The sequence below is a fragment of the Umezawaea beigongshangensis genome (assembly GCF_016464305.1).
Lineage (GTDB): Bacteria > Actinomycetota > Actinomycetes > Mycobacteriales > Pseudonocardiaceae > Umezawaea_A > Umezawaea_A beigongshangensis.
This window is the reverse complement of the sequence record NZ_JAEIOJ010000002.1, coordinates 366690-378750: the sequence shown is the minus strand read 5'-3', so window position 1 is coordinate 378750 and position 12061 is coordinate 366690. Positions and strand designations below refer to the sequence as shown.

The following is a 12061-nucleotide window of genomic DNA, read 5'->3' as shown; positions in this document are numbered from 1 at the left end:
TGGTCAGTCGGTGCCCGCGACCAGGGGGTCCAGCCTCAGGTCGGGGTTCTGGCGCTGGATGACCGCCATCGCGATCTGGTCGGTGAACAGCGCCAGCTCCGCGCCGTCCGTGCGGATCAGCGACTCGCTGCGGCTGGAGGCGTTCACGATCGGCCGCTGCGCGGGATCGGGCAGCCGCCGCGCCACGGTGTAGGGCAGGTGGTCCAGCCGCACCGGCGAGTTGAACTCCGAGTCGAGCCGGTGCGCGGCCACCTCGAACTGCATCGGGCCGACCGCGGCGAACACCGGTGAGCCGTCGCCCCGGCGGTCGGAGCGCAGGATCTGCACCACGCCCTCCGACTCCAGCTGCTCGATGCCCTTGCGGAACTGCTTGGCGCGGCTGAGGTCGGCCGCGCGGGCCACCGCGAAGTGCGCCGGGGCGAAGCTCGGCAGGCCGGGGTAGCGCACCGCGGGCTTGTCGACGTAGAGCGTGTCGCCGACGCGCAGCGCGTTGGCGTTGACCAGGCCCACCACGTCGCCCGGGTAGGCGACGTCGACCGTCGTGCGCTCCTGGCCGAACACCTGCTGCGCGTACTTCGTCGCGAACGGCCGCTTCGTCGTGGCGTTGGTGACGACGACACCGCGTTCGAACACGCCGGAGCAGACGCGCGCGAACGCCACCTGGTCGCGGTGGGCGCGGTCCATGCCGGTCTGCACCTTGAACACGAACGCCGAGAACGGCGCGTCCAGCGGCCGGAGCTCGCCGTCGACGTCCGGGCGCGGCGCGGGACGCGGCGCGAGGTCCACGATCAGGTCCAGCAGGTGCCGCACGCCGAAGTTCAGCACACCGGACCCGAAGAGGACGGGTGTCGCCGAGGCGTCGGCGAACCGGTCGGCGTCGAACTCGCCGCCCGACTCCGCGAGCAGCTCCGCCTCCTCGCAGGCCGCGATCCAGTCCTCGCCCAGCTCGGCCTCGGCCCGGCCGGAGTCCATCCGCTCCTCCGGCGCGGCGGTGGCGCCACCGGCGGTGCGGGTGTAGCGGATGTAGGTCCCGTCGGTGCGGTCCAGCACGCCCAGGAAGCGACCGGCCTCGCCGACGGGCCAGGTCAGCGGCATCGGCTGGAGGCCGATGCGGTCCACCAGCTCCTCGCACAGGTCCAGCGCGGCGCGGCCGGGCCGGTCCCACTTGTTGATGAAGGTGATCACCGGGATGCCGCGGAAGCGGCACACGTCGAACAGCTTCAGCGTCTGCGGCTCGAGGCCCTTGGCCGCGTCGAGCAGCATCACCGCGCAGTCGACGGCCGACAGCACCCGGTAGGTGTCCTCGGAGAAGTCGGCGTGACCCGGCGTGTCCAGCAGGTTGATCACGGAGTCGCGGTAGGTGAACTGGAGGGCGGCGGAGGTGATGGAGATGCCGCGGGCCTGCTCCATGTCCATCCAGTCCGACACCACGCCGCGCCGTCCGGCCTTGCCGTGCACGGCGCCGGCCTCGGTGATCGCTCTGGCGTGCAGGGCGAGGGCCTCGGTGAGGGTCGACTTGCCGGCGTCGGGGTGACTGATCACGGCGAAGGTGCGGCGCCGGCCCGCCTCGCGGAGAACGTCCGTCACGACCGCTCTCCCTGGTGCTCACTGGTGTTCATCGCCGGAAACACTACCCAATGCGCTGTTTCCCCTGCTGGGGCCCACGGCGCGCGCGGTTTCCGCGGCGGGCGCGCTCCGCCGCGGAAACCGGTCGTCACGGTGTCGGGCACACCTTCCAGGAGAGGGTGTAGGTGGTGTCGATGTTGCCGTCGGTGGAGTCCATCGACATGAAGCTGGTGGTCGTCTTCGGGTCCGACGTGCCCGCGCTGACCCTCAGCTCGGTGTTGATGTTGAAGTTGCGCTGCTCACCGCAGGGCGAGTAGACGATCGCGGCGATCTCGGTGGTGTCGGTGGCCTGCCAGTTGTCCCCCAGCGGTCCGGTGTAGGTGTGGGTGCGGTAGCTGGTGGGCGACATGCCCTGGAAGTAGTAGTTCGCCCGCTCGACCCCGGTCGCACCCGCCTGGAGGGAGGCGAAACCGCGGTAGTCGGCCTGCACGATGCCGTAGCTGAACCCCTGCGGCACGTTCACCCGCAGGTTCAGCTGACAGTTCTTCCGGAAGTCGGTGGCCGACGCCCCCACCCCGACCTGGGCCAGGAAATCGCTGTAGGTGACCGTGAACGCCTTGTTGTCCGGGGACACGGCCACCGCGGCCGTTCCCGCCGGACAGCCGGAGCCGTTCACGGTCACCACGTCGATGGTGATGTGATCGGGCGGCGGTGTGGTGTTCGGCGCTCCTCCGGGAGGAAAGACAATCACCAGGCCGGTGAGGACAGCAACCATCGCGTTGAGCATGAGATGCCTTTCCGGTGCTTTCCGTTGCAAACGGCGGCGGTGACCGGCGGCGTGTGTTCTGGGATTTCACCGAACGTCGGGCGCGTGCCCCTCAGGTCCTACGGGCAGGTCTTCCACGCGACGTGGTAGCGGGTGCTCACGCTGCCGTCCGAGGAGTCCATCGTCATGAAGCTCGTCGTGGTCTTCGGGTCAGACGTCCCGGAGTACACGCGCAGTTCGGTGTTGATGTTGAACATGCGACGCTCACCGCACGGCGCGTAGACGATCTGGGCGCTCTCGGTGCGGTCGGTGGCCTGCCAGTTGTCGCTGAACGGGCCGGCGAACGAGTGGCTGTTCTGCGCGGTCGGCGACTGTCCCTGGTGGTAGTAGCTGGCGCGCTGCAGACCGCTCGCACCCCCCTGGAGGGAGGCGAAGCCGCGGTAGTCGGCCTGGTGGACGCCGTAGGTGAAGCCCTGCGGCACGGACACCTCCAGCACCAGCTGGCAGTTCTTGCGGAAATCGGTCGTGGAGGAGTCCACGCCGACCTTCGCGAGGTAGTTGCTGTAGGTGACGGTGAACGCGCTGTTGTCTCCGGCGACGGCGACGGCCGCCGTGCCGGCCGGGCATCCCGAACCGTTCACGGTGACGATGTCGACCCCGATCTTGCCGCTCGGAGGATCGGCGTCGGCGGCGACGGCCGGGGACACCGCTGTGAATGCTAAAATCGTGGCTGCTGCCATCGCGCTCAACATGAGGGACCCTTCCGGTGCATCTCGTGTGCGGCGGCGCCAGCGCAGCTTATCGCGTGCAGAAGTGCACGTCGTTCGGCTGTGAGGAGCAATTTCTCGGTTGGTCGCTGTCGTTCACCTGTCGACAAGTGACAATTTTCCCGCTTCGTCGGAGTGCGACTTCGTCGCATTGTCACGAGTGGCGGGGGGTTGGAATTTTCCCGCCGGATCGCGGAATCTGTTCGGAGGACGGGCGTGCCGTCCTCGTCCGGTCGGGAGGTGTCCTGATCGGGTCCCCGTCGTGCCGGGAGGCATGAACTGGACCGGACGGGGGTACAGCGCGGTGGAACGTTCCCGAACAGACGCACCGATCCCGTGGAGGAAGCATGTCACTGTCCGACGACGACATCACCAGTGGCCGAGCGAACGGCGGCCACGGTCCGGCCGACTCCGGCGCGGGCGGCGTCCCCGGCGGCCACGACGGCGGTGCCGACGGTGGCGCTGACGGTGGCGCGCACGGTCCGGCCGACGGCGGCGCTGACGGCGGTGCCGACGGCGGTGCTGACGGTGGCGCCGACGGTGGCGCGCACGGCCCGGCCGACTCCGGCGCGGGCGGCGTCCCCGGTGGCGCTGACGGCGGTGCCGACGGTGGCGCTGACGGCGGTGCGGACGGCGGTGCCGACAGCGGCGCCGGTCGATGAGCGCAGCGAGCCCCAGCAGCGCCGGGCGGTCGACCGACCGCCCGGCGCTGCGCCGCTGCATCGGTGTCGACCCCGACGAGTTCGGCCGCGAGCACTGGGGCCGCACGCCCCTGCTGACCCCGGCCGCTGACCTGCCGAAGGCGTTCGACGACCTGCTGACCCCGCGCGGCGTCGACGAACTGCTGTCCAGCCGGGGGCTGCGCACGCCGTTCCTGCGCGTCGCGCGCAACGGTGAGGTCCTCGACTCCTCCCAGTTCACCCGCGGCGGCGGGGTCGGTGCCGAGATCTCCGACCAGGTCGCCGACGACAAGGTGGCCCGCCTGTTCGAGGCCGGGAGCACCCTCGTGCTCCAGGGACTGCACCGCACCTGGCCGCCGCTGGTCGAGTTCGCGAGCCGCCTCGGCGTCGACCTCGGCCATCCCGTGCAGGTCAACGCCTACGTCACCCCGCCGTCGTCGCAGGGCTTCTCGGCGCACTACGACGTGCACGACGTGTTCGTGCTCCAGGTGTCCGGCCGCAAGCGGTGGTCGATCCACGAGCCGGTGCACCCCGACCCCCTGCGCGACCAGCCGTGGGGCGAGCGCGCGGACGCGGTCGCGGCGCGCGCCGCGGAGGAACCGCTGATCGACCGGGTCCTGTCGCCGGGAGACGCGCTGTACCTGCCGCGCGGGTACCTGCACTCGGCCAGGGCGCTGGGCGAGGTGTCGGCGCACCTGACCGTCGGCGTGCACGTCGTCACCCGCTTCGCACTGGTGGAAGCCCTGTGCGCGCTGGTCGGCGACGTGCCCGAGCTGCGCTCGACGCTGCCGCTCGGCGTGGACGTCGCCGATCCGGAGCAGCTCGCGCCGCACCTGGAGGCCACCGCGACGGCGCTGGCCGGTGCGCTGCGCGACGTCGACCCGGCCGAGGTGGCACGGCTGGTGCGCCGCCGCGTGTGGTCGGGCACCCGCCCGCAACCGCTGTCGCCGCTGGCGCAGGCCGCCGCCGCGCAGTCGGTGGGCGAGGGGACCGTCGTGGCGCTGCGCGAGGGCCTGCGGCACCGGCTCGACGGCGACGGCGACCGCGTCCACCTGGAACTGCCGCACGACCGGCTGTCGCTGCCGGTGAGCACCCGCCCCGCGCTGGAGGCGCTGCTCACCGGTGAACCCGCGATCGTGGGAACGCTGCCGGGCCTCGACCTCGCCGACCAGACCGTCCTCGTGCGGCGCCTGCTGCGCGAGGGGGTCGTCGTGCCCGGCGGCGGGGAGGGCACCGCTTGACCGCCGAGCGGTGCGCCGACGCCTGTGCCAGGCGCGGTGATCCGGTCTCCGCGAGCGCCCCGCCGGTCCACCGCTGGGTGCTCGTCGAGCAGCCGGGTCCCTGGGGCCGCGACGCCCTGCTGGAGTCCCGGCTGCCGCGCGAGGTGGCGCTGTCGGTCGCCGCGCAGGCCCGCGAGGCGGGAGCCCGCGTGCTGCTCGTGCGGCGACCGGGGCGCGACGTCGAGGTCCCGCGGCGGCGCTGGGCGCTGGTGGACTCCGCGCCGGGGGCCGAGCTGGTGCGCTGGTCGGAGTTCACCGACCCCGCCGAGCTGACCGACCTGGGTCTCGACCGGCCGCGCGGCACGCCGTCGGCCGACCCGGTGTACCTGGTGTGCGCCCACGGCAGGCACGACACGTGCTGCGCGCTGCGCGGCAGGCCCGTGGCCGCCGCGTTCGCCGCGCTCCGGCCGGCGCAGACGTGGGAGTGCTCGCACGTCGGCGGCGACCGGTTCGCGGGCAACGTCGTCGTCCTGCCGCACGGCCTGTACTACGGCCGGATCACACCGGCGGAGGTCCCGCGGCTCGTGCGGGCCCACGAGGCCGGGCTGGTCGTGCCCGAGCACCTGCGCGGCCGGTCCTCCGTGCCCGCCGCGGCGCAGGCGGCGCAGCACTTCGCCCGCGAGCGGCTGGGGGAGCGGGCGGTGGACGCCCTCGCGCCCCTGGAGGTGCACCGCACCGGCTCCGAGCAGTGGCGGGTGGTCCTCGACGGTGTGGGCGGTGCGCCGGTGCGGGTCACCGTGCGCGCGGTGTTCGAGCACAGCGACACGCCGCTGACCTGCTCGGCGACCACCAACGCCGCCATTCGGAGCTTCGAACTGGTGGGTCTGGGCTGAGGGTGCGCGCCGCGGCCGGGTGCCGGTCGCGGCGCGCGTCGCCTCAGGACGGCCGCTGCACCATCACGGTCGCCTGGTCGGCGATGGCGGGCTGCTGCACCCTCGGCCGCGACGGGGCCTGCGGCGACCGGGCCGCGTTGGAGATGCGCAGCAGCAGCGCGACGAGGATGTAGTTCGCCAGCAGCGACGACCCGCCCTTGGACAGGAACGGCGCGGTGATGCCGGTCGCCGGGATGAGCTTGGTGACGCCGCCGACGACGATGAACACCTGGAAGCACAGCGCGAACGCGAGACCGCCGCCCAGCAGCTTGCCGAACGTGTCGCGCACGGCGAGCGCGCCGCGCAGCCCGCGCATCGCGAACAGGCCGTAGAGCAGCAGCGTCGCCGTCAGGCCGACCAGGCCCAGCTCCTCGCCGATGACGGCGGTGATGAAGTCGGTGTTGGACTCGGGGAGCAGGTCGGGACGTCCTCCGCCGAGGCCGGTGCCGAACAGTCCTCCCGAGCTGAGGGAGAACATCGACTGGACCATCTGGTACCCGGTGTCGTTCGGGTCCGCGAACGGGTCGGTCCAGTTGGCGACGCGGATCTGCACGTGGGGGAAGAACCGCCACGCCACGACGGCCCCGGCGCTGAACAGGGTCAGGCCGAGGCCGACCCAGATCCCGCGCTCGGTGGCGACGTAGAGCAGCATCAGCACGATGCCGAAGATCAGCAGCGAGCTGCCGAGGTCCTTCTGCACGATCATGATGCCGAGGCAGACGGTGACCGCGGCGAACAGCGGCCCGAGGTCGCGCCCCCGCGGCAGGTCCACGCCGAGCACGTGCCGCCCCGCTGTGGTGAACAGCTCCTTCTTCGACACGAGGAACGCGGCGAAGAAGATCATCAGTGCGATCTTGGCGAACTCACCGGGCTGGATCGAGCCGAGCGGACCGAACCGGATCCAGATCTTCGCGCCGTTGACCTCGGAGATGGAGGAGGGCAGCACACCGGGCAGGGCGAGCAGGAACAGCCCGGCGAACCCGAAGGTGTAGGCGTAGCGGGCGAGCGGACGGTGGTCGGGGATGAACTTCAGCACGACGGCGAACAGCACCAGGGCCAGCGCGGTCCACACGACCTGGCGCGGAGCGGCCGGATCCCAGGTGGACCCGTCGAGGTAGGTGGTGCCGGCGTTGGCGAGGTCGACGCGGTGGATCAGCACGAGGCCGAGACCGTTGAGCAGCGCCACGCACGGCAGGATCAGCGGGTCGGCGTAGGGGGTCCACCGGCGCACCGCGAGGTGGGCGACGCCGAACAGACCGAGGTGGGCCAGACCGAGGTACACGATCTGCATGGTCAGCTCGTGCTCCTGACCGGCCTCGACCAGCACCAGGGCCAGCGTCACCAGGCCGGTCGCGAACGCGATGAGCAGCAGTTCGGTCCGGCGCTCGCCGCCCGGCGCGGCGGGCTCCCGCGTGTCGTCGGCTCTCGGACTCGCGTCGGTACTGGGAGGGGAGAGCGCATTCACGCGTGCGAAGCTAGAAGGCGGAGCAGGTGCCGCGCAACACGACGTGACACCCGCCCCTCCTGCGGTGCTCGACGCAACCGCGACGCCGCTCGCGCGTCCTGGTCCGCAGGACTCCTCCACCCCCGGTCGCGCGTCCGATGTGGACGGTCGCGGCGCGGTGCTGACCCGGCCGTCACCCCTCGCGGTGCAGCACCAGGTGCTCGTGGAACAGGACGCCGTCGCGGACGTCGCCGGTGGCGGTGAAGCCCGTGTCGTCGACGTAGTCGATGTGGGTTCCGGTGACGGTGTAGCTGCCGGTGTAGGCACTGCGCCGGGTGCCGCGGGCCTCGTCGTAGCGGCCGTTGGGCAGCAGCTGCTGGCGGATGTGCCCGTCCGCGGTGACCCACGTCCCCACGACGTCGAGGTCCGTCGTTCGAGCGCTGTTCTCGGTCACGGCGACCGTCCTTCCCGTACCGGCGGGGCTCGTCCCCGCTCGGCACCAGTCTCGGCCGACGTGCGGAGGGGTACCAGGACGCGCGGCACCCGGGGTGCCCGGCACCCGGGGTGCCCGGCGCCGCGACCGGCTCAGGCGCTCGTCCCGTGGCCGCCGTCGTCCAGGCGCCGCGCCAGCTCCTGCACGACGCGGTCGGCCTGCTCGGCGTTGTCCTCGCCGACGACGGAGAGCACGGCGGGACCGACCTGGGCGAGGAGCTGCGCCGACAGCCGGTTGGTCAGCTCCTCGGCCAGGCCGGCGGTGGCCCTGGCGACCGCGGTGTCGATGCGGTCGCCCAGCGCGTCGGCGGTGATCTCCGGGTTCTGGGCGACCTGGGCCAGGACCTCGTTCTGCGCGCTCTGGTTGGCGAGCACCTGCGCCAGGGCGTCGCCGTTGCGCCAGATCGCGTCGTGCAGGGTCTGTCCACCGGGCGCGTTGGCCGACTCCGCGAGAAAGGCGTTCAGCCGGTCGAGCTTGGCGCGGTCGTTGTCCGTGAACATGTCGTCGTCCTCTCCACCCAGCAGGGTGCTCAGTGCGATGTCCGCTTCGTTGACGTCGAGTCCCGACGAGGTGATGCCGCGCACCAGGTGCAGTCCGACCGAGGTGAACTGGTGCACGTCGGTGCGGCCGGTGTAGTACGGGATCGGGCCGCGGTTGCCGTTGTTGCTGCCGTAGGCGGCGATCCAGACGACCAGACCGGGGACGTTCCAGGTGTCGGGCCGCAGTTCCGCGGCCCAGGACGCGCTCATGTAGATCGCGACGCGCTGCTGGCCGATGCGCTCCTGGAGCCGGCGCAGGAACCTGACGCCGAAGTCCGCGGACTTCGTTCCGGGCTCCTCCAGGTCGAGCGCCGGGGGCAGCGTGCCCGGTCCCCGGCAGCCGAGCCTGATCACCTCGCTCGCGAGCACGTCGGCCTGGGTGATCGGATCACCGGGCAGTGCGTAGCCGTAGAGGCCGGGGGCGATGCCGGCGCTGCGTGCGCCCGCCACGGACGAGTCGGCGGGGGCCGGGGTGCGCGCCGCGTCGTTGGCGAAGGCGATGCGCGTGCCGTTGGTGGCCTTGACCCAGCAGTACTCGACGCCGGAGTGTCGCACCGCGCGCCAGTCGTGGACGTTCTGGTAGATGCGGAATATGTCTATGCCTCGGGCGGGCACGGCTTCACCTCACGGTGGTAAGCGGGTCTGGGGTGGATCCGGCGTGCGGTGGCCGCCCGGCGCGGTGGTGCGGGTACCGGGTGGGCTCACCGCGTCCGGGGTCGCCCGGTCGCGCTCACCGGGCACGGCGGGACCCCCGTTCGTCGTCCGCGCCGGTCCGCGCCACGTCGCCGCGGGGCCGACGTGGCGCTGGGCGAGCACGACGACGCGTGGTGCGCTCGGCGGACCGCCGAGGCACCGGGGTGGAACCGGAGATGTCGTGGAGCGGGTCCTCGACCGGGTGGGGGACTCGCGGCTCCGGTCCGTCCGCGGTGTTCTGCACACCGGTTCAGCCACGACGACGCCGAACCGGCGACGGCCGCGCTGAGAACGAGCAGGATGAGCAGCCACGGTCTCCCCCCGGGTGTTGCTGCCTGCGTTACAGAGTGTATCGAGCGCAGAGCGATCACGGGTCTGGCAGTTGGGGGCACCGAGCTCCACGTTCGGGTGATACCCGAGGTCGTACGTGGCCAAACGTAATGACGCGAAGCGCTGTGCGCGCAGGAGTTCCGGTGCCGGTGGCCGAGTCCGCGCCTCCGTGATCCGGCTCGCACTCCTTGCCCTTGACGTTGATGTCAGGTCTTAGCGTGATGCCCGAAGGACCACCAGACGAACCACGTCAGCCAGGAGAACACCATGAAGATCGCCGGTTCCGTCGCCCTCGTCACCGGGGCCAACCGCGGCATCGGCCGGCGGTTCGCCGAGCAGCTGCTGGAGCGCGGCGCGACGAAGGTCTACGCCACCGCGCGCCACCCCGAGCGCGTCGACCTGCCCGGCGCGGAGGTGCTGAAGCTCGACATCACCGATCCCGACTCGGTCGCCGCCGCGGCGGCCGCGGCCTCCGACGTCACCCTGCTGGTCAACAACGCGGGCATCGCCACGTTCCAGAACCTCGTGACCGGCGACCTGGCGAAGATCCGGCTGGAGATGGACACGCACTTCTTCGGCACGCTCGCCGTGGTGCGCGCCTTCGCCCCCGTCCTGGGCGGCAACGGTGGCGGGGCGATCGTCAATGTCCTGTCCGCGCTGTCGTGGTTCTCCTACGACGGGTCCAACGCCTACGCCGCGGCGAAGGCGGCGCAGTGGAGCCTGACCAACGGCGTCCGGATCGAGCTCGCCGGTCAGGGCACCCTGGTGACGGGCGTGCACCTCGGCGCGGCCGACACCGACATCATGGCGGGCTACGAGGGGGACAAGATCGACCCCGCCGACGCCGCGCGCGCCGCCCTCGACGGCGTCGAGGCCGGTCGGCTGGAGGTCCTCGTGGACGAGTGGAGCGCTACGATCAAGTCGACGCTGGCCGCCGACCCCGGCGCGTTCTACACCGACGTGGTCTCCGCCACCCGGTAGGACGCGAGCCGGCCGCCACGCCCCGGCGGAGGAGTTCCGCGGGACGTCCGGCGGGGGCGGCGAGCCGCTCCGGACGCACGCGGAGGCCGAGATGTCCCCCTCCACCGCTGGTCGAGATGTTCCGGCGGATCATCGCCGACGACCGCGCCGGTGGCCGGCGGAAGATCACGAAGCGCGCGGCGGACCGCTCGGTGCAGCCGGCGCGACCTCTCAGCGCCCGACCTGCTCGGTGTCCGCTTCCTCCTTGTCCTCGCCGCGCTTGCGCAGGAAGTTGAAGCCGGGGATGCCCAGCACGGCCTGGCGGACGTCGGTCGCGACCTCCAGGAGCTGGTGGATCTCCGGGCCGACCCGGTCCAGCGTCGCGAGGATCGGCAGCACGTCGTCGGTCAGGTGCGAGGTCAGCCTGGGCAGCTCGTCCACCAGGGAGATGGCCGCGTCGATCTCCTGCGGCGACAGCTCCTCCACGAACCGCTTGGCCAGCGGTTGCGCCTGCCGTGCCAGCGGCGCGTAGGAGTCGACCAGCTCGTTCGCCGTGTGCGCGGTCCTGCCCGCGGCCGCGACCACCTCGGCCGCGGTGTCCGCGACGTGGTTCGCGTTGCCGACCAGGCCGGCCGCGGCCGTGGAGACCCGCGTGATGTCGCCGATCGCCACCTCGGCGCTCGCGGTGATCGCGCGCACCTCTCCCACCGCGGACTCCGCCCCGGCCACCACCGCGCTCGCGCGGTGCACGAGTTCGTCCACCTGCCTCAGCACGTCCTCGACCCGCCCGACGACCGCCTCGGCCGAGTCGATCAGGCCGAGCAGGCGGCCGGGGACGGCGGCGGCCGCGGCGGTCGTGCTCACAGCTGTGCCGACCGCCCACTCCGCGGTCGAGCGTGCCGCGCCGAGCACCGCGCCGGGGGCGAGTGAGCTGAGGTTCATACGACCACTGTGCACCATCCGGCGGCCGGTGGCTCGTACACCCGCGCGCGTGCTCGGTGCCCGCGGTTCACGCGGTCCGCTGGCGCGTTCGTCCCAGCGGACCGTCCGGCAAGTGGATCTCGACCAGAAGGCCGAGCGGGACGAGTATGTCGGGCGTGGCTCAGCACCGGAGGCAGAAGACCGCCCTCGACGGACCGGCGCAGTCCCCGGTGAGCCCGGTGGTGCTCGTGCTCGCCGCGGTCGTGCTCGCCGCGGTCCTCGGCGCGGCGGCGCTGGTCGTGCGCGCCACCGGCGTTCCGGGCGCGGTCCCGGCCGCCGCGGTGGTCTCCTCGTCGAGCCGTCCGCCCTCCTCGTCGACGTCGGCCACCGCGTCCTCCGGTGGCGCGCTGACCGGCTCGCACGCGGCGAGCGGAACCCTCGCGACCGTCGCCATCGACCCGGAGGAGTGGGGCACCGCCGTCGAGCTGACCCTGCGCGGCGACCTCGGCCCGTGCCGCTGCTCCCTGCTCGCCATCACCAACGACGACACGCCGGTGGTCGTCGCGACCTGGGACTCCGCCGTGTCCGGCACCCCGCCGCAGCTGTCCGGCGAGACCTCGCTGCGCTGGTACGACATCGCCCGGTTCGTCGTGAAGAACGACCGGGGTGGGACCCTCATTCGGATACCCGATTAAGTGACACCTGACAGTGGAAGTCCGACCCGCCCCGATCTTCTGCAGGAGGAGCACA

The 12061-nt window shown here is 72.2% G+C and carries 12 protein-coding genes; 5 read left to right on the top strand and 7 right to left on the bottom strand.

Going from position 1 to position 12061, the window contains the following annotated elements; translation table 11 throughout:
* Positions 1–3 precede the first annotated feature (3 nt).
* From IMZ35_RS06325 to IMZ35_RS06315, 3 genes are all read right to left on the bottom strand, one after another.
* Positions 4–1587 carry a peptide chain release factor 3 gene (locus IMZ35_RS06325; RefSeq protein ID WP_199439969.1) on the bottom strand — a complete coding sequence of 528 codons (1584 nt, stop codon included), beginning with the start codon at positions 1585–1587 and terminating at the stop codon, positions 4–6.
* A gap of 127 nt (positions 1588–1714) precedes the next feature.
* Positions 1715–2353: a DUF4360 domain-containing protein gene (locus tag IMZ35_RS06320; protein WP_199439968.1), complete on the bottom strand. Its 639-nt coding sequence runs from the start codon at positions 2351–2353 to the stop codon at positions 1715–1717.
* A gap of 98 nt (positions 2354–2451) precedes the next feature.
* The gene (locus IMZ35_RS06315; protein ID WP_199439967.1) at positions 2452–3084 is read right to left on the bottom strand and encodes a DUF4360 domain-containing protein; all 633 of its coding nucleotides are present in this window, start codon (positions 3082–3084) and stop codon (positions 2452–2454) included.
* Positions 3085–3446: 362 nt separating this feature from the next.
* Between IMZ35_RS06315 and IMZ35_RS06310 the strand changes: the two genes are divergently transcribed.
* From IMZ35_RS06310 to IMZ35_RS06300, 3 genes are read left to right on the top strand one after another with little or no spacing between them, the layout of a single operon-like run.
* On the top strand, positions 3447–3761 hold the full coding sequence (locus tag IMZ35_RS06310) for a hypothetical protein (RefSeq protein ID WP_199439966.1): 315 nt from the start codon (positions 3447–3449) through the stop codon (positions 3759–3761).
* On the top strand, positions 3758–5020 hold the full coding sequence (locus IMZ35_RS06305; RefSeq protein WP_199439965.1) for a cupin domain-containing protein: 1263 nt from the start codon (positions 3758–3760) through the stop codon (positions 5018–5020). The genes IMZ35_RS06310 and IMZ35_RS06305 overlap by 4 nt, the downstream gene beginning before the upstream one ends.
* Positions 5017–5892, top strand: a complete 876-nt coding sequence (locus tag IMZ35_RS06300; protein ID WP_199439964.1) for a ferredoxin family protein — start codon at positions 5017–5019, stop codon at positions 5890–5892. Before IMZ35_RS06305 ends, IMZ35_RS06300 begins: the two co-directional genes overlap by 4 nt.
* 43 nt (positions 5893–5935) lie before the next feature.
* Here IMZ35_RS06300 and IMZ35_RS06295 read toward each other — a convergent pair whose 3' ends face one another.
* The 3 genes from IMZ35_RS06295 to IMZ35_RS06285 form a co-directional block, all read right to left on the bottom strand.
* Entirely contained in the window at positions 5936–7396 is a 1461-nt protein-coding gene (locus tag IMZ35_RS06295; protein WP_199439963.1) for an FtsW/RodA/SpoVE family cell cycle protein, read from the bottom strand.
* A gap of 172 nt (positions 7397–7568) precedes the next feature.
* Positions 7569–7829: an Atu4866 domain-containing protein gene (locus tag IMZ35_RS06290; protein ID WP_199439962.1), complete on the bottom strand. Its 261-nt coding sequence runs from the start codon at positions 7827–7829 to the stop codon at positions 7569–7571.
* Positions 7830–7960: 131 nt separating this feature from the next.
* Positions 7961–9022 (bottom strand): glycoside hydrolase family 25 protein, encoded by a 1062-nt coding sequence (locus tag IMZ35_RS06285; protein ID WP_199439961.1) that lies wholly within the window; start codon positions 9020–9022, stop codon positions 7961–7963.
* A 675-nt stretch (positions 9023–9697) separates the two neighbouring features.
* Between IMZ35_RS06285 and IMZ35_RS06280 the strand changes: the two genes are divergently transcribed.
* Positions 9698–10411 (top strand): SDR family oxidoreductase, encoded by a 714-nt coding sequence (locus tag IMZ35_RS06280; protein WP_199439960.1) that lies wholly within the window; start codon positions 9698–9700, stop codon positions 10409–10411.
* Between the two features lie 210 nt (positions 10412–10621).
* Here IMZ35_RS06280 and IMZ35_RS06275 read toward each other — a convergent pair whose 3' ends face one another.
* Positions 10622–11332, bottom strand: coding sequence for a hypothetical protein (locus IMZ35_RS06275; protein ID WP_199439959.1), 711 nt, complete (start codon positions 11330–11332; stop codon positions 10622–10624).
* A 155-nt stretch (positions 11333–11487) separates the two neighbouring features.
* Here IMZ35_RS06275 and IMZ35_RS06270 point away from each other — a divergent pair, with 155 nt between their 5' ends.
* Positions 11488–12006, top strand: coding sequence for a hypothetical protein (locus IMZ35_RS06270; RefSeq protein WP_199439958.1), 519 nt, complete (start codon positions 11488–11490; stop codon positions 12004–12006).
* Positions 12007–12061: the final 55 nt, after the last annotated feature.